Annotated in this window: 22 protein-coding genes and 2 pseudogenes; 7 read left to right on the forward strand and 17 right to left on the reverse strand. The window is 34.9% G+C overall.

Features of this window, described 5'->3' with window-relative positions; genetic code table 11:
• The first annotated feature begins 131 nt into the window (after positions 1–131).
• From ABWU58_RS04905 to ABWU58_RS04920, 4 genes are all read left to right on the forward strand, one after another.
• A complete protein-coding gene (locus ABWU58_RS04905) occupies positions 132–533 on the forward strand; it encodes a transposase (protein ID WP_353282748.1) in 402 nt (133 codons plus the stop codon).
• A 107-nt stretch (positions 534–640) separates the two neighbouring features.
• Entirely contained in the window at positions 641–1,033 is a 393-nt protein-coding gene (locus ABWU58_RS04910; RefSeq protein ID WP_353282749.1) for a transposase, read from the forward strand.
• Between the two features lie 140 nt (positions 1,034–1,173).
• Positions 1,174–1,584 carry a transposase gene (locus tag ABWU58_RS04915; RefSeq protein WP_213863164.1) on the forward strand — a complete coding sequence of 137 codons (411 nt, stop codon included), beginning with the start codon at positions 1,174–1,176 and terminating at the stop codon, positions 1,582–1,584.
• A gap of 49 nt (positions 1,585–1,633) precedes the next feature.
• Positions 1,634–2,107 (forward strand): transposase, encoded by a 474-nt coding sequence (locus tag ABWU58_RS04920; RefSeq protein ID WP_250296353.1) that lies wholly within the window; start codon positions 1,634–1,636, stop codon positions 2,105–2,107.
• Between the two features lie 132 nt (positions 2,108–2,239).
• Here the strand turns inward: ABWU58_RS04920 and ABWU58_RS08115 are convergent.
• The 8 genes and pseudogenes from ABWU58_RS08115 to ABWU58_RS04955 form a co-directional block, all read right to left on the reverse strand.
• Positions 2,240–2,341 (reverse strand): annotated as a pseudogene (locus tag ABWU58_RS08115) (IS630 family transposase); the annotation flags it as partial.
• Positions 2,342–2,595: 254 nt separating this feature from the next.
• Entirely contained in the window at positions 2,596–3,372 is a 777-nt protein-coding gene (locus ABWU58_RS04925; protein ID WP_353283725.1) for a hypothetical protein, read from the reverse strand.
• 65 nt (positions 3,373–3,437) lie between these two features.
• A complete protein-coding gene (locus ABWU58_RS04930) occupies positions 3,438–3,827 on the reverse strand; it encodes a phage tail tube protein (protein WP_182159821.1) in 390 nt (129 codons plus the stop codon).
• Positions 3,802–4,212, reverse strand: a complete 411-nt coding sequence (locus ABWU58_RS04935; protein ID WP_353282750.1) for a DUF3168 domain-containing protein — start codon at positions 4,210–4,212, stop codon at positions 3,802–3,804. The genes ABWU58_RS04930 and ABWU58_RS04935 overlap by 26 nt, the downstream gene beginning before the upstream one ends.
• 423 nt (positions 4,213–4,635) lie before the next feature.
• On the reverse strand, positions 4,636–5,184 hold the full coding sequence (locus ABWU58_RS04940; protein ID WP_353282751.1) for a head-tail connector protein: 549 nt from the start codon (positions 5,182–5,184) through the stop codon (positions 4,636–4,638).
• Between the two features lie 153 nt (positions 5,185–5,337).
• Entirely contained in the window at positions 5,338–5,649 is a 312-nt protein-coding gene (locus tag ABWU58_RS04945) for a hypothetical protein (protein ID WP_353282752.1), read from the reverse strand.
• A gap of 392 nt (positions 5,650–6,041) precedes the next feature.
• Entirely contained in the window at positions 6,042–7,271 is a 1,230-nt protein-coding gene (locus ABWU58_RS04950; protein ID WP_353282753.1) for an ankyrin repeat domain-containing protein, read from the reverse strand.
• Positions 7,272–8,076: 805 nt separating this feature from the next.
• Entirely contained in the window at positions 8,077–8,244 is a 168-nt protein-coding gene (locus tag ABWU58_RS04955; protein ID WP_353282754.1) for a hypothetical protein, read from the reverse strand.
• Positions 8,245–8,377: 133 nt separating this feature from the next.
• Between ABWU58_RS04955 and ABWU58_RS04960 the strand changes: the two genes are divergently transcribed.
• Positions 8,378–8,560, forward strand: a complete 183-nt coding sequence (locus ABWU58_RS04960) for a hypothetical protein (RefSeq protein WP_353282755.1) — start codon at positions 8,378–8,380, stop codon at positions 8,558–8,560.
• 422 nt (positions 8,561–8,982) lie between these two features.
• Here ABWU58_RS04960 and ABWU58_RS04965 read toward each other — a convergent pair whose 3' ends face one another.
• From ABWU58_RS04965 to ABWU58_RS04980, 4 genes are all read right to left on the reverse strand, one after another.
• The gene (locus tag ABWU58_RS04965) at positions 8,983–9,681 is read right to left on the reverse strand and encodes an IS4 family transposase (RefSeq protein WP_353282756.1); all 699 of its coding nucleotides are present in this window, start codon (positions 9,679–9,681) and stop codon (positions 8,983–8,985) included.
• A gap of 217 nt (positions 9,682–9,898) precedes the next feature.
• Positions 9,899–10,126 (reverse strand): hypothetical protein, encoded by a 228-nt coding sequence (locus ABWU58_RS04970; protein ID WP_353282610.1) that lies wholly within the window; start codon positions 10,124–10,126, stop codon positions 9,899–9,901.
• A 122-nt stretch (positions 10,127–10,248) separates the two neighbouring features.
• Positions 10,249–10,419 carry a hypothetical protein gene (locus ABWU58_RS04975; protein ID WP_245970122.1) on the reverse strand — a complete coding sequence of 57 codons (171 nt, stop codon included), beginning with the start codon at positions 10,417–10,419 and terminating at the stop codon, positions 10,249–10,251.
• A 7-nt stretch (positions 10,420–10,426) separates the two neighbouring features.
• Positions 10,427–10,762 (reverse strand): hypothetical protein, encoded by a 336-nt coding sequence (locus ABWU58_RS04980; RefSeq protein WP_353282757.1) that lies wholly within the window; start codon positions 10,760–10,762, stop codon positions 10,427–10,429.
• Positions 10,763–10,846: 84 nt separating this feature from the next.
• On the opposite strand from ABWU58_RS04980, the pseudogene ABWU58_RS04985 reads away from it, so the two are divergent.
• Positions 10,847–11,590 (forward strand): annotated as a pseudogene (locus tag ABWU58_RS04985) (IS5 family transposase).
• On the opposite strand, the gene ABWU58_RS04990 reads toward ABWU58_RS04985, so the two are convergent.
• The gene (locus tag ABWU58_RS04990; protein ID WP_353282758.1) at positions 11,574–12,278 is read right to left on the reverse strand and encodes an ankyrin repeat domain-containing protein; all 705 of its coding nucleotides are present in this window, start codon (positions 12,276–12,278) and stop codon (positions 11,574–11,576) included. The pseudogene ABWU58_RS04985 and the gene ABWU58_RS04990 sit on opposite strands and share 17 nt — an antisense overlap.
• 194 nt (positions 12,279–12,472) lie before the next feature.
• Complete coding sequence (locus ABWU58_RS04995) at positions 12,473–13,519, reverse strand: RDD family protein (RefSeq protein WP_353282759.1); 1,047 nt, start codon at positions 13,517–13,519, stop codon at positions 12,473–12,475.
• Positions 13,520–13,712: 193 nt separating this feature from the next.
• Here ABWU58_RS04995 and ABWU58_RS05000 point away from each other — a divergent pair, with 193 nt between their 5' ends.
• Complete coding sequence (locus tag ABWU58_RS05000) at positions 13,713–15,122, forward strand: AAA family ATPase (protein ID WP_353282760.1); 1,410 nt, start codon at positions 13,713–13,715, stop codon at positions 15,120–15,122.
• Positions 15,123–15,127: 5 nt separating this feature from the next.
• On the opposite strand, the gene ABWU58_RS05005 is transcribed toward ABWU58_RS05000, so the two are convergent.
• From ABWU58_RS05005 to ABWU58_RS05015, 3 genes are all read right to left on the reverse strand, one after another.
• Entirely contained in the window at positions 15,128–16,273 is a 1,146-nt protein-coding gene (locus ABWU58_RS05005; protein ID WP_353282761.1) for an ATP-binding protein, read from the reverse strand.
• A 389-nt stretch (positions 16,274–16,662) separates the two neighbouring features.
• Positions 16,663–16,998, reverse strand: coding sequence for a type II toxin-antitoxin system RelE family toxin (locus ABWU58_RS05010; RefSeq protein ID WP_353282762.1), 336 nt, complete (start codon positions 16,996–16,998; stop codon positions 16,663–16,665).
• Complete coding sequence (locus ABWU58_RS05015) at positions 16,974–17,204, reverse strand: hypothetical protein (protein WP_353282763.1); 231 nt, start codon at positions 17,202–17,204, stop codon at positions 16,974–16,976. Before ABWU58_RS05015 ends, ABWU58_RS05010 begins: the two co-directional genes overlap by 25 nt.
• Between the last annotated feature and the right edge of the window lie 89 nt (positions 17,205–17,293).

Here is a 17,293-nt window from a genome sequence, read left to right on the forward strand (position 1 = left end):
TCCAAACGCTCTCCTTTGTCATCCAAGTAGCTGACACTGGGATGGCTTTGTTGCACCGCTCAAGTGAAAAGAACTGGCAGTTACTGACAAAATTCATTATAAAATAGCCATTTAACCTTTGAAGAAAAAATATGCCACAAAAAATGAGAGTCAGTAACTGCCATGAATATAACAAATTTCTCCATGAAAGAGGAAGCATTTTTTGTTATATCAATGACGCCATAGAAAATTGGTACGAGAATGGTCCAAAAATGCAGGGTGGCAACAATATTTACAGCAATAAAGTGGTAATTTTGATACATATAATAACCCATCTATTCAGAATAGGTTTAAGACAAACAGTTGGGTTTATAAAAAGATATTTGCAACAAATAGGAAGAGATTTGGCAGTTATCAGCTATTCACAAGCATCAAGAAAGTTTAAGAAACTTAATATTAAGATCAATGATTGCAGAATTGATAAAAATAATATGGAAGATATCGAAATTGCCATAGATAGCACAAGCATCAGCAATACCCCAGAAGGAAAATAGTGCAGACAGAACGGCTATGAGCAGACACGGAAACTGCATGTAATGTTGAGTATAAAAAGTCATAGCAGCAAAATACAGCAGCGGAGTTTATTCGGATCACTTGCGATTTGTTAGAAGAAGTTCATGCTGTAAAGGTATTATATGCGGATAGAGCATATGACAGGCATAAGCTTTACGAATTATGTAACAAGTTTGGTATAAAGACAAAAGTTCTTCCGAAAAACAACGCAACAGAGCACCAAAAATTGGATTACATGGATGATAGAAATGCTGCTGTTAGACTAATAAAGTCATATGATTGCATAAAAAAGTGGAAAGAAGAAGTAGATTATGGAAAGAGAGCTCGCATTGAAGGATTTTTCTCAAGATTAAAGCAAATATTCGGATTTAGTTTTAGGAACAAATCTGAAATTAATCGTGAGAGGGAACTGCTACTCAAGTGTTATTTACTTAACAAATTCACTGATATTGGTATGGCTAAATTTGAGATAGTTACATGAATTTACCATAAATCACCATCTCATAAAGTGCGATGCAAAAGGCCCACTGGGATGGCTTTGTTGCATCGCTCAAGTGAAAAGAACTGGCAGTTACTGACAAAATTCATTATAAATAGCCATTTAACTGTTGAAGAAAAAATATGCCACAAAAAATGAGAGTCAGTAACTGCCATGAATATAACAAATTTCTCCAAGAAAGAGGAAGCATTTTTTGTTATATCAATGACGCCATAGAAAATTGGTACGAGAATTGTCCAAAAATGCAGGGCGGCAACTATATTTATAGTGATAAAGTTGTGATTTTGGTGCATATAATCGTCAGTTTCTTTAGAATTGGTTTAAGACAAACAGTCGGGTTTATAAAAGGGTATTTGCAACAAATAGGAAGAGATTTGGCAGTTATCAGCTATTCACAAGCATCAAGAAGGTTTAAGAAACTTAATATTAAGATAAATGATTGCAGAATTGATAAAAATAATATGGAAGATATCGAAATTGCTATAGACAGTACAGGAATTAGTATATACAACAACACTCCTGAAGGAAAATAGCACTGACAGAAAATATCGTGGCTATGAGCAAACGAGAAAATTGCACGTAATGTTGAATATAAACAACAAAAAAGCCATAGCTGTAAAATACAGTAACGGTGTCTACTCTGATCACTATGGAGCTTGTGATTTGCTAAAAGAAGTTGATTTTCAGCATGCCATAAAAGCACTATATGCAGATAGAGCATGTGATAGGCACAAGTTTTATAAGTTGTGTAACGAATATGATATAAAGACAAAAATTCCACCAATAAACAATGCGGCAGAACATCCAGAAATAGATTATATGTCTGACAGGAATGCTGCTATTAGGTTAATAAAATTATACGGTGAAGATGGCATGAAAGAATGGAAAAAAGAAGTAAATTATGGGAAAAGATCTTATATTGAAGGGTTTTTCTCAAGATTAAAGCAAATATTCGGATTTAGTTTTAGGAATAAATCTGAGATAAATCGAGAAAAAGAACTAAATGCTATTTGCTTAATAAATTCACTGATATTGGTATGGCTAAATTTGAGATAGTTACATGAATTTACCATAAATCACCATCTCATAAAGTGTGATGCAACAAAGCCCACTGGGATCCAGGAAAGTTTGCTTGTGAGTAAGCAAACTATAGCTAACCCAAGTAAGGTTTCCCCGAGTGCTAAAATCAATAGCCGAATTGATATCGGGCCAAAAGTTCTGCAGAGCTTTTCTTATGGCATGCTTGATGGCAAACCATAACTTTTCAATTGGATTTAAATCCGGCGAGTATCTTTGTCTTTGCACATATTGCCAAATTTTTCAATTATCTTTTCTCTTGCTTATCTCCTCCATAGTCATTTTTTTCTCGTCTACTACTTTCAAAACACGTTCCCTCAGATCCTCACTTTGGCATCATTCTACCTTATCTAAAGCCATTTTATACCTTTTTATCCCTTCTGGGGTAACCTTTTTTCAGTTTAGCTATATAACCCTAATTATGAATTAACAGACAGTAGAATCGAAAGATTATTACAAGGAAAAGTCTATACAGATCGACCCTTTTGTGAATCTGCGTTTCTGCTTTCTTCAACTTGTTTTGCAAAAGATGTTTCCTGCTTCTGAAGTGGTTTAGCAATTTCGCGCACAACGGCAGTAACTGCTGTTAAAAATGTTTTTAACAATGCACCTAAAGCTCCACCAACTGCTTCCCTGCCATATATATGAGCTTGCTTTTCGTTATCGTCAGCAGTTTCCCCTGCTCTCCTTCTTGGATCCATCCTATGAGCAATCACCGAAAACAACACTCCCCTGATTGAAGACTTCACTCGTTTTTTTGCTTCATCATCATGTGCTGTTTCATGTCCATGACTTAAGTGTTTAGCGTTCATTAGCTCCTTTTGTTGCTGGGCAAACATGCTACTTAATACTTCTTCTATTGCTTGCTTCCTTCTTTTCTCTCTAACTCTTTTCATAGATTCTGATTTATCGCGAGTATGCTTTGTGGTTTCAAATTCTGCATCAATATCTTCAGACGCAGCCTGACTATATAAAGTCTCTATGAGCCTGTCTATGCTTCGCTTTATTTGCATAGTCCTTTCGTAACTATCCGAATTATCAATTCCTTCGTCGATCTGATTTAGAATATCCTCAAAAGCTTTTAAATAGTCTTGAATATACTGTATTATGTATTGCTTATCTTCCTCTTTGTATTGTTCTTCTTGATTTTGCTGATTTTCATTTTCTAAACTTTTCTCTCTTTTATCATCGTTATTTTCTTCAATATTATCACCGTCTTTCTCGAAAAGGTCTTCGTCGTTCATGATTTTTTTTAATTTAGTTAAAATTCTCACCAGTTACTATTGTATATGAAAAAATTAAATTAACATTAATGAAAAGCGTTTACAACTTCAGCACTCGCTAAAATTACAGTAAAGCTGTCAAAAGCAGCGGGGTCATAATATCTCTCATACAGTTCAACTGAACACCGTAATCTGATCTTTTCCTTAGTGTTAAAATTAATTTCATAATCATTATTAGAGTTTAATATAGCAGAATTACGTAATAATTCATCAGCTAATACAGAGTCTAAAATTCCATTAATTTTTATCGTAATGTGTCTGCTTCCAGCACAATCGAGCACTTTTCTCCAGCCAAAAGAAGAAATATCTTTCACCTCTTCTCTGTTATTACGCAAAGTAAACCTTAGGTTTCGTATATTATTTAACACAATAAAATTATTGTCATGATCTTTAATTTTTAGCTGTAATTTGCTCATTATCACCTCCTTTCATTAAAATATCAAAATTAATTGTTGAATGTAAAATTTCATCGTGCTGACTCATAGCACAATTACTTTCCAAAATAGTTTCATTATCAGAATATTTAATACTCTTAAGTATCAAGTTAATATGCCTTATAATGGCAAACATACTGCCTATATGATGGGTATATATGTCGCATGAAAATCTTGCCTTTGTAGCAAAATTGGACAGCATGTGCAGATTATTATAATTCACTACGCGCAATCTTAGGTAAGGAATGGTGACCTGTTTAGGTAAGTAGTCATAAATGTTAGTAACATATTTCCTTAAATCAGAGTTTGCTTTTAGTGCTGCATAAATACTATTGTACAACTCGTTTATAGCTTGAATTTTTTCCATGATTAATCCTCGAAAGATATATAGCTAAAACATAAGCAGTGATACAAACTCGTCATCCCGCTACTTGTTAGCGGGATCTATGCTAAGAGATACCGCGAATGAATCGCGGTATGACGTAGGACTGCTGTCATCCCGCTACTTGTTAGCGGGATCTATGCTAAGAGATACCGCGAGTGAATCGCGGTATGACGTAGGACTGCTGTCATCCCTCTGCTTGTTAGCGTGATCTATGCTAAGAGATACCGCGAATGAATCGCGGTATGACGTAGGACTGCTGTCATCCCTCTGCTTGTTAGCGGCCGAGATACCGTGACGGTATGACGTAGTGCTACATTATCGTCATCCCGCTGCTTGTTAGCGGGATCTATGTGAGATACCGTAACGGTATGACGTAGGTAGCCCAGTTTGGATGACAAGAAAGAGCTACAAAACAACCTTTGGTTCGCGAAATGGAGAATACACCTTCTTCACTTCAGACAAATGGCTACTTACCCCCGATTCACGATCTTTGTAAATAGCAGAAACATGCCGCATAATACCTAGTTTTATCTGCTCAGGAACATTGTCATAGCCAGCCTCGTATACAACATCTGCTCTTATTGCATTCAAATAATTGAAAAACTCAACGTAGCTCCCTACATCACTAAAATAATACTTAAGTGTTCTCTTCTCTTGACCTTTAGACATCATTGCAGTAGCCAATACTATCTTACTCACAGGGCCATAGCTTAAATAGATCCTACGAGGTACATAATCTTCATATGAAACTTGCCATGTTTGTTTCACCAGTGACTTTTCCATATGCCACTCAGCATAGTCAGTTGCCATAAAAATTAGATCTGAAATCAACTTATCATCTTGATCGTTCTCAATGCGTAAAAAAGATTTAACCTTTTCTAAAGTAACTGGAAAAGATTCAGGCTTAGATTTACGTTGCACATGTATTCTTGGTGAAGTAGATCTTATTGACATAATAACCCTCCTTTTTTGTATATAGCTAGAATAAGTAAGGTTTACCTCGTTTATCGTGGGGCAAATCTTACTTACTTTAGCTATGCAGCTTGCATTCAATATTAAGTTGAATTGGCGCAGCAATACTTATACAACTCTGAGTGCTTGAATTCTTTATCGTATGAATATATTAAGAAGAGAACGTATTAAAGCTGTTTCTCCTTTTTTATTGATAAAATTTGAACTTATAACATATTCAACTAGGCTGGATTTTAGTAGATTAACATTTTGAGAATGAATATTATTGAAGATGGAGTTTAACTCTTTAGCAAGCAGACTGCGAAATTTTTGCACACTGTCATATGCGATATTTTCAAGTTCATGTGCAAATTTATCTTGAGCTATAGTTGTTATATCTTCAATTTCCTTATTAAACTCCTCTAGCTTTTTTTCGTTATTTTTAAAATTTTTCGTAAAAGTTTTCATATCAATTAAACTCAACTACTTTTATGATTATAACTGTAATAAAAAAACTACCGAAGTAAAAAATTCATACTACTGTGTAACTTGCAAATACTTTTACGCGCTAGGGCTATAGGTGTCATCCAAGTACCCCCTTCCCGTCATCTGAGTAGCCTCCTTTTCCTGTCATCCCAGTGCCCCTGTGATGTCATTCCAGTGCCCCTGTGATGTCATTCCAGTGCCCTCTTCTTGTCATCCGAGTAGCTGACACTGGTTTACTTTATGATGATGTCATGAAAGTAGCTTTCCATCCAAAAGGGTGTCATCCCAGTGTCTGGGCACTGGGATCCTTTTTTTGGGATTCCAGTGTCAGCTACTTGCATCTGCAAACTGCAATGTTCGTACAGATGTAGGTGCTAAGTTTTACAAACACCATGTTGCGCTGAACCTTGAATATTCACTCCTTTCAATTCAGTGTCAGGAGCGATGGGTTTTGATATTGTGTATGTAATGCCACCGGCTATCAGTGCAGATACCACAGAAGCTGCAACTATTAATAGAGCAGACAATCCGGAAGCGATACTAAGAGCAGCACCTACTACTAACATAGCTGCAAGGCTCGCGTAGGCAACTTTTGGGGAAAATTGTCTTTTTCCTACTTTTTCTAGCGACACTTCTGTTTTAGAATACTGACTTTCTGTTTTGTCTAATTTATCCTTAAGCTCTGTGTTTTCATTTCCTAGATCTTGCATTTTTTGTTTTAGTGACTCATTCTCTTCATTGGATTCTTTCAACTTAGTCTCATGTTCAGCTATACAACTTTTTGATTCTCCTAGTTCCTTTTCTAATTTTTTTAATTCTTCATTTTTTGCATCAATGTCTTCTCCATCTTCTGATTCAGTACATATTCCACTGTCGTCACTACTACTACTTTCATTTAAAGAGATAGAGGTCTGTTCATTACTATATGTAGCATTTGTTTTTTTCGGTGACTCAATTTTTTTTACCATACTCTTAACATTAACACGTTGGTATTGCTCATCTACTGTACTGTCACTACTTTCACCCGTAACAGAAGTCTGTTTATCATTACGTGTAGCATCATGTTGTTTCAAATAAGGACTTATAACATTTGCTGGTGCAGCAGCTGCATTATTCCCGTTCACAACTAAACCTTCTGGAGTTTTATTCGTTTTTATTATGATATCTCTTGGAGTTTTGTCTTTATTCTTTTCTAATTGAGGATTTGCGTTAGCACTTAGTAAAAGCTGCACTATCTCTTGATTACTATTCGAAGTAGCAATGTCCCAAGGAGTCAGTCCAGAGTGATCTTTCATAGTAGCACTTACTTTATTTTCCAGTAGGAGCTTCACCATTAGTGCATTACCGCATTGTACAGCAAAATGTAATAATGTACCTCGTGCTGTAGTGCTATCTGGCATTTGCAGCTTAAATTCGTGGTTTTTATAAAAACTGTGAGATTTAAATATGTTATATACTATTGTATATGGAGAATCTATTCCGTTCTCATCACTCTTTTCTTTTAATTTATCTCGTACTTTTTTTAATACATTATCACTGCTTAAGTCTTTGCTTTCACTTACTTCTCGTATTATTAAAAAAAACTTTTCCTTTTCTATTGCCATAACCTTTGCACCTAACTTGTTTATTGTTGCTGAACAATCTCACAAAAAAGTTAAGTTTGTCGAAATTCCATGTTTGATCTAAAAATTAGTCATAAACATTTTCTATGCAAGTAGCTGACACTGGTTCACTCTATAATGGTGTCACAGCAGTCCTACATCATGCCACCGCGAACCGTCATACCGCGATTCACTCGCGGTATCTCATCCGCTAACACGTAGCGGGATGACGAGCTTATCGTCATACCACCACGAACCGTCATACCGCGATTCATTCGTGGTATCTCAAAGCATAGATCCCGCTAACAAGCAGCGGGATGACGGTTGTCGTTTAGCCATAAACATTAAGAAATTTACCAAATGAAAAAAAGGCAAAAGAAGCCCCGTGGTGGTTGGCTATTTACTATGTACTAAAATATCGGCGTTTTTTTTATTCTAAAACGCTTGATTAAGAGCGATTTAGCTGCTTTTAACTTGCAACTAACCTACACCGCAAGTGTTTAAGAAATTTACTAAGCAGGAAAAAAGGCAAAGAAAACCCAGAGTAGCTAGTATTCAAATTCTCCCTTGTCAATTTGACGTTTTTTGCTGTCTTAAACGCTTTGTAAGCGCGTTTCGGCTTATGTAGGTAAAAACCTAGAAATTTTATAAAGACATACGATGCACATAGTGCAAAAAATTAAACAATAGTACGCCAAATACGAGTTTTCTTGTCATTTTAATCTGCTGCAGAGATTGCGAAGTTAAATAAAATAGCTTCAATTTTATGACGTTCAGTACAATGTTGCAAATTAAAAATTTCTCCATCCTACACTGGTTCTTCGATCCGAAATGCTACTTCTACCTGATCACGACCAATGTTAATTTGTTCTATTAATGCTTTAATAATACCACGTTTAGTTCGCCAATCTAGCTGTTCCAAGTTCGATTTTACACTAGAATAAAGACTCTTTATGCTATTTATAATAAGATTCATTCCCTTTTCTACTGCCTTTTGGTCAACTACCTTTTTTTCTCTTCTTCTATCCCTTTTAAGCGTTCCTTCATTAGACTTCTTGCATAACTAAAGAAAAGGAGTACTATAAGGAAGGTAATATATTAGTGAAGATATGAAATTTGAACAAATAAACAAGCTTGATGAAGAAGAATTTCGTAGGTTAACAGGAGTAAAAAAAACATTTAAAAAAGTAATTCAAATTTTAATAGAGGAAGAGACTAAGAAAAAGGCAAAAGGTGGAAAGCCAAATAAGCAGTGCATGGAGGATCGTCTTTTAATGGCCTGGGAGTGTTAAATAAACCATACGCGTCAAGTTAAGGGAAAGTAGCATAAGGAAAAAGAAAAGTGGTAAAAATTATTTTAGATATTAAGTAATAAAGCTAGTAATTTATAGACTCTTCTAAAAGAATTATCTTATTTTAGATCAAAATTTCCAAAAAAATAAATGTAACAAACAAGATACCCACTTTAAATGGTGCTATATTGGGCCTTAACTTGACGCGTATGGTTTATTTAACACTCCCGTAAAGTGTAAAAAAATCAACCACATTACACCGTATTTGGCCCGTTTTATTCTAACGATTTTGTTTGTTCAGCCATTTTCTGCCGCTCCGCTGAACAGATACGTTGGAAAAGTACTTAACAAGTAACTCGCTGGCTGCCCACTCTACTTTACGTACAGTTCTGCGAGAGACTGGTGCATAAGTGTTGAAAGTATCAAAAATGGCGTGATATAAGATGATCGACAACATGTAAATTACCTCCTGATAGTAAAACAATTGAGCGTATAAAAGAATCATTAAGATCTAGTGTAAATTGCAATAATGCCATTTTAAATCCATGTAAATTGTTTTTAATTTTATAAACGAGAAACAGCAGGGCTGTAATAATAATCATATAAATATATACTTTCATTCCGTTCATGCTATGGCTCAAAAAGTGTTTATATCCAAGGTTTTGCTTTATAAATTTGAAGAATACTTCTATGTCCCACCTTCGCCTATACGCCTGTGCAACATCATAAGCAGGCATCGTAAACAAGTTAGTTAAAAACCATATTTCATTTCCTGCCTTGTTTTTGATTTTTATCAAACGTAAGTTATGCTTTTCTGCAATTTTGCCCTGTGCGCGATAAAGATTAACTATTATATCTTCTAAAATTTCTGATCCATCTTGCTGTTGTCCTTGAATAACTTTACTCCTACTTACAACATCATGCTTTCTGCTTGTTTCAACTCTTGTTATAAATTTGTATTCCTTCTCATCAAACTCAGCAAAAGTTCCAACCTTTCTGATTCCCCTATCAAATAGCAAAATATCCTCTTTTTTAACTTTTGCTTCGTTGATTGCCCTTACCAGTGCTATGTCTTCACTACCTTCTTCTTGCCCTTTACAAAACCTTATACTTGTTGGCAATTGTCCTTTTAATCCCAGACTTACTTTGACTTATTACTTTGGTTACCTAACTTTAGTCCATCTTTTATAAGATACCCTGATAAATTTATGATTGTTGAATCAAATCTATGTAAATCATGTGACGTTTTTTTGGGCAACAATTTTTCAACTTTGTTTATCAGATCAATATATACTCCCTTAAAATAATCAGAACTTTTAACCTTTTCGACAAGCCACTTTATGTGACTGTACTTTTGTCATCATTTTTATCTATCACACACCTGTTTATTACCATTGCTAATGCTCTTAAGCTTGTTTTCTGACCCATTAATATTAACTTCATTAAGCCTTTAAATATGATTTTGCCCACTAACTTAGTATTGCATTTATCTATCTCACTTAATTTTCCTAGCCTTTCCAAATCCTTGTCTTTAATTAAGCTTAATATGCCTTCTATTTGATCCATTATTGCCTCCATTTTTCTGCAATAATAGCTCTTTATATCCTTTTTGTATTACTTTCAACACTTATGCACCAGTCTCTCGCAGAACTGCACGGAAACCTCTCGGTTTATACAGCTCCCATTATTTAGCCTTTTGATCCTAACCCAAGTGTCCAATGATAGAAAATATTTGGAGACCTCTTTCTCACTTTTCCTAGAAATTGCTTTGCTAGCCTTCCATGATCCCGAAGTTTCTTGTATTTTGTCCTGACCCATCTTATGAGGTATCTCTCTATGTTTCTGAGAGATGTATACATCTCCGATTTATAAAACCTGCCATAGCCAGCCTCTGACTATTGGATCTATTTTCTTCGATATTTCCTCTAATGTGGTCCACGTGATCCGATGTATTCTCCATGACTTTATGGTTTTCTTGATCTTCTTCTTGGCTTTGTTGCAAATTGCTGGTAGAAATGAGACGAAATAATTCCTCATCTTATTCTTTGCTACTCTAGGTCTAAAAGTATAACCTAGAAAATCAAAGTTCTGTGTAGGAAATTCCTCTCTTCTATCATCATCCTTACAGTACACTATCTGTGTCTTCTCAGGATGTAATTTCAACTTATACTCAGCCAATCTTTCTTCGATCATTACTTTCATAAATTCTGCCTGTTTCTTAGAACCTGTCTTGAAAAGAAATGAGAAAGAGAATATGATGAGATAAGTAAAAAATAGTAGGTAAAAATGTATCCAAGTGATATAAGTGACAAAGAATGGGAAATTTTGGAGCCAAGTGTTGCACAAGGTGCAGTAGGACGGCCAAGAAAACACAATATTAGAACAATTATTAATGCAATAAGATACATAATGAAAGGTGGTTGCCAGTGGAGAATGCTGCCAAAAGATTTTCCGCCATGGAAAACGGTGTATGATTATTTTCTCAGGTGGCGTAATAGTGGCAAATTGGAAGAAATACACGATATATTAGTAAAAAAGGTAAGAAAAATGGTTGGCAAAAATGAAATACCTTCGGTAGGAATAATTAATCAGTGAAAACCACTCAAAAAGGGGATCCAGAGGATATGATGTTGGCAAGAAAATAAAGGGTAGAAAACGCCACATCATTGTGGATACAATAGGCCTAATTATTACAGCTGATGTTCATAGTGCAGGCATTCAAGATCGTGATGGTGCTCTAAATCTTTTTACTCAAGCTAAACGAAAAGCTCCAACGCTACAAAGGTTTTTTGCTGATCAGGGATATATTGGTAAATTGCAAAATTACTGTTTATTGAAAACAGGATACGATTACTAAAAAAGCAGCTGATGCTGTAGGATTTCAAGTTATTCCTAAACGGTGGATTGTTGAAAGAACTTTTGCTTGGCTTTCCAATTTTAGACGTATGAGCAAGGATTATTCCTCTTACTTCAAAAACTAATATCTCCTTTAATATGATTACTATTATGCTTGCTAAATTAGCTGCTTAGCTCCTTTCAAGACAGGTTCTAAGTTTTGATGAGAACAAGCTGCATATAGAGGTGTTCTACCACTCTTGCTTTTAACATTAATATCAGCCCCTTTTTCTACAAGGTATTTTATTATATCTAAATTACCTTGCTTAGCAGCCAAATGCAGAGGTGTGTAGCCCATTTCATCTTGGGCACTAATGTCACCACCTTTTTCCACAAAATATTTTACTGCATTTAAATTACCTTGCTCAGCAGCTAAGTGTAAAGATGTATTGCTATATTCCTCTGTGACATATTCTTTATTTAATATCTGAGAAAACTTCTCTGCAACTCTGAGCCCAGGAAAAGGATCTAAAACAATTTCACAAACTTCTTGTATAAAAGCCTTACGTTGTTCTTCGGTTGTATATTTTTCAATAAGCTGCTCTATAAAATTATCTATAAGTTCCCCAGTAATATACTTGCGAAGAGCATTTACAAACCCACCTAAATTAGCATTTGACAAAAATTTCCTCACTTTTAGCGCTAAACTAAGAAGTTTACGTGCATCATCCTTCTGATTTTCGGCGATAATATCATATATGAAGCTACTTACCTCTGCACAATCAATTTTATCACTTAGACTTCCCTGCTTTAAAGTGCTAGACTGTAACATTAAATCTCTTCTAGCTATTTTACCAGTTAACTGTTGCTGACCTATACCCATTTCACCCCCTTAAGTGTAATTAGAAATTACCCTCACTATAAAACTAAATGGTCGTAGACAATTTATGTAAATACCAAATATGACCTTACCTGTAACACGAATATTTTTAGTGTCAACAACTTTTTCTAAGTAAAGTTAATACAGATTAAAAATTGCATAGAAAAAAGTTAAATATAAACCTACAACTGAAAAAATCAGCTTGAAGGTTTATTTACTACTATTACTTCTGCTTTCCTCTTTACAGCCACTGTCTTTGCAATTTTATCATGAAGAAACTGCTTGCGCCTGTCAAATATTGCACATACAAAAATTAGTATTATGGCCATAAGGATTAAGCCTGATGAAGGGTCAAGCCACCATTCGGAGGTATAATTATTAAAAATTTCCCTTCTCGTGATGAGTATAGGGAAGCAAATAACTTCAAACGGGGCATGCCTAATTATCGCTTGCATTAGAGTAATATTGTTAAGTGTATCTGCATCTTTTATATGAATGCCGCATAACAATTGTCCTGGAGTGCCACCAAATCTTCTTATCATGAATACTCCGAATACTATTGATAGCAAAAAAGATAAGTGAGCACGTGTAACGAATAATTTAGATCCAGCAATGTGAAAAATCACTCCTACAAGAATCAACCAGACTAAAGAAATTCCCATAATAATAAAACGGTCAATAATATGTGCTATGACACGTCTAGTTATTCCCACATAGTTTAAATTTAAATGACATTCTTCAGGTTTATAGTCTATCACTACCGTGTTTGCAATTTTATCGTGAAAGAACTGCTTGCGTTTATCAAATGCTGCAAATATTAAAACCAAGATTGGTAAAATTAAAAACCACTCAGAAATATAGAGAGGTACAAACAAGAGCGCCTTGAGAGTACTTCTTATCACTACTTGCATTAAAGCAGCGTTTTCAAGCGTGCTTGTATCTTTTATGTATATACCAAATAGTAATTTTCCTGGAGTCCAACCAAGTCTTGTTATCATTAATACTTCTAATACTATATATACTAAACTTTCTAGTAATGTACCTAAGTCTTCTAATATTTCATATCGTCCTGATATAAGGCCTGTGTCAATGTTAGGAAGAACATGATTGAAAAAGCTTGCAAGAGATTCTTCTGGTAATATAAATGAAATTAATAAAAAAAAGAATGAACAGCAAACTAGGAATATCGTTTGGTCAACTAAATACGCTGCAACGCGTTTAGTAATTCCCGCATAGTTATCCATTTTTGTATCCAACACGATTGTCTAACATACCAGACTAGCAATTAAATAATAGTAAAATTGTTTGTATTGCTATTTGGATTGGTTTATTTTTATAACTCGATAGTTCAAAATAGAGACAAAGATCAAAATTTACTTATTTACGTCTCCAATTTCATCATGTATAATGGAGACAAAGATTTATATTTTGTATTTTATGTCTCTATCGTTTATTGGTAGGCAAGCTGAATTAAAACAACTGCTGGAGCTTACAGAAAAAAATACTGCATCTTTTGTAGTGGTCAAAGGAAGGCGTCGTATAGGAAAAAGTCGTTTAATTCAAGAGTTTGGTAAGCATTTCGAGCAATATTACTCATTTGCAGGTTTGCCACCAGAAAAGCATATTACAACATCCCATCAACTTAATGAATTTTCTAGACAAGTTGCTAGACAATTTAATACGTCTTTTGCTAGATATGATGATTGGAGTGATTTACTATGGTCAGTTGGTGAACGTTTACTATCTGGCAAAATATTATTGCTCTTTGATGAAATTTCTTGGATGGGCTCAAAAGATCCAACTTTTTTGGGCAAAATAAAGAATTTTTGGGATACACAGCTAAAAAATAATAACAAGCTAATTTTTGTTATTTGTGGATCTGCATCATCTTGGATCGAAAAAAACATACTTAGTAGTACTGGTTTTGTGGGAAGAATATCGTTGACTTTAACACTCGGGGAGTTATCACTTTCTGATTGCAATGAATTTTGGCCAAAAAATATTTCAGCATACGAAAAGTTTAAGGTACTTGCAGTAACCGGCGGAATTCCAAAATATTTAGAAGAGGTAAATTTTAAACACAGTGCTGAAGAAAATATTAAAAAGCTTTGTTTTACAAAAGGTGGATTTTTAGTTGAGGAGTTTGACCAAATATTTTCAGATCTATTCATGCGAAAAACAGCTTTTTATAAGCAAATAGTGAGAGCTCTTTCTACTGGAGCTAAAGAACAGGAAGAAATTTGTGCTGCTTTAGATATCGCAAGGCATGGACGCATTTCCGAGTATCTACATGAGCTTGAGCTCGCTGGTTTTATTGTAAAGGATCATACTTGGAGTATAAAAACTGGTACTGATTCACGACTCAGAAGGTACAGACTTCAAGATAATTATGTAAGATTTTATCTAAAATATATTGAAAAAAATCTAGGAAAAATTAATCGTGACACCTACTCTATGGGGTTCCTACCAGAGTGGATTGGGCTTCAATTTGAAAATTTGGTGCTGAGCAATAGAAAGAGCATACATAGTATCTTAGGAATTGATGGAATAGTAAGCGAAAATCCATTTTTTCAGAGAAAGACAAGTAATAGTTCCGGTTGTCAAATTGATTACATGATTCAAACAAAGTTTAACACTCTCTACATTTGCGAAATCAAATTTTCAAAAAATAAAATCGGTCATTCAATAATACAAGAAGTACAAAAAAAAATAGATACACTAAAGCGTCCAAAAGGCTTTTCATGTCGTCCAGTCCTTATTCACGTTAATGGTGTAAGTGACGACGTTATAGACAGCGATTACTTTTCAAACATAATTGATTTTGGAGAATTATTGAATTGTAAGTAATGTTTTTATTCTGATAGTTGATCTATTTCATTTATTGGCACAAGTTTAACTTTTGCGTGTGAACCATTCTGCTGACCTGTGTAGATTAAATACCCCTTAGCTGTTTGAGAGAGTTCACAGAAATACTGTACATTTTTAAAAAAATCACTCTGAAGCGTGGAACCAGCCTTAATTTCAATAGCATGAATGTCACCACCCCATTCCGCTAATAAATCTACTTTATGTCCCGTTCGGTCGCGCCAAAAGTATAGATTGGCAGGTAATCCCTGATTGAGGCGCCTCTTGAAAATCTCCAATACAATCAAATTTTCAAACAGAGCTCCTTTAAGGTAATGCGTTTCTAATTGACTCTCCTTTTCAAGACCAAGGAGCGTACAAGCAAGACCAGTGTCATAGAAGTATAACTTTGGCATCTTGATTAAACGCTTGTTGAAACTTTGGTGAAATGGTTGAAGAAAAAATATTAGGTAACTAGCTTCCAAAATATTCAGCCACTGTCGTACAGTTGTATGAGAAATGCCACAATCTTGAGCAAAAGATGATAAATTAAGAATCTGACCTACTCGACCTGCACACAGTTTGAGGAAGGTTTGGAATCTACCAATGTTTTCAATATTTTTAAGTTGTCGAACGTCTCTCTCAATGTAGGTTTGAATGTAGCTGGGGTAGAAATCCAGTGGATGCATGTTAAGGCTATGTAATCCAGGATACCCTCCCTTAAAAATAGCTGAATTAACATTTATAAACGTACCGAGCTCAGATAAACTCAGGGGCAATAGTGTTGTCATGCCTATGCGCCCTGAAAGAGATTGAGAAACATGATGACTAAGAGCAAAATTTTGAGACCCTGTTAGTACATATCGACCCTTTACAGGAGACTCATCAACTATTTCTTGAAGATATGATAACAACTCAGGTACGTGCTGTACTTCATCAAAAATAGCGCCCTGACGATAATTAGCTAGAAATGCCCTAGGATCATTTTGCGCTTGAAAACGAGTGTCAATATTTTCTAAAGATACGTACGGCAAGTGCTTAAACAACGTTTTTGCAATGGTTGTTTTACCAGACTGTCTAGGTCCTGTAATGCCCAAAGCAGGATAAAGCTTAGAAAATCTTTCTAAAACTGGGGTTATAGAACGTAAATACATAAATTGAATTTTATAGTTTCAATATGCAAGAATACTATAAAAGGTTAAAAATGACAACACTTACACGAACATTGGCTTGCTGAACTTTCTACAAAAACATATGAGATCATACATCTAAATCGATGTAATCCTTAAGGTAATTAACATTCATCGACCCTGAGCCCTCCTTCCTGATCCATTCTCTACCTTGAACCGGAGGCTCCTCAAACTCTAAATCTTGTTTTCGTCGCCTCTCCCCTAATTATATATATAATATATAATTTATAGGGGGGTAACCAAAAAAATGAACTTTCTTTGAGCTGAGCGAAGCCACCTAAGGTAGAGAATGGATCAGGAAGGAGTGGTGTATAAAATTATATATATAAAATCTTTAAGATTTTCTGTATAATTTACTCATGTAACTTGATAAACAAGGAAGATAGAATTTGCTGAAGAGTATATGTATTGATTATCTTCAAAGCCTCTTCATAAATGGTGTCTCTATGCCCTACTGCAACAATAATCACTACATACTTTACAGTATTTACGCTATATATAATGCGATAATCACTAACTCTTAGCCTTCTATGCCCTTTAAAGCTGTAATGTAGTGGCTTACCAAGATTCAATGGATCGACTGTAAGCCGATCATGTATTGCGTCTACAACCCTTGACCTTATCGTCTTTGGAAGGTCCGGAATATTTTTCTTAAGGACGTTCTTTAAGAAGACAATAGCATATTCCAATCTACATCCTCACTTCTAACCGTTTCTGCACCTTCAACGTCATACTCATTAGCAACCACAGATAGTAAAAAGTCGTCCATTTCAAGTTCAATTGCTTCTCCGAGTAGTTTCTCTGCTAATTCCTGAGCGGGCTGCTTAGTAAGTTCAGATAACTTAGTAAGATTCTGTAAAGTTTCTTTACTGAGAGCTATGTTAGCGTTTGCCATATGTTTTACCAAAGTCTACTACTATAACAAGTATATAGCATTTTTTTTAATTTTTCAATAAGGAAAATGGATCAGGAAGAAGTGGTGTA

The organism is Wolbachia endosymbiont (group A) of Pogonocherus hispidulus, from assembly GCF_964028195.1.
Lineage (GTDB): Bacteria > Pseudomonadota > Alphaproteobacteria > Rickettsiales > Anaplasmataceae > Wolbachia.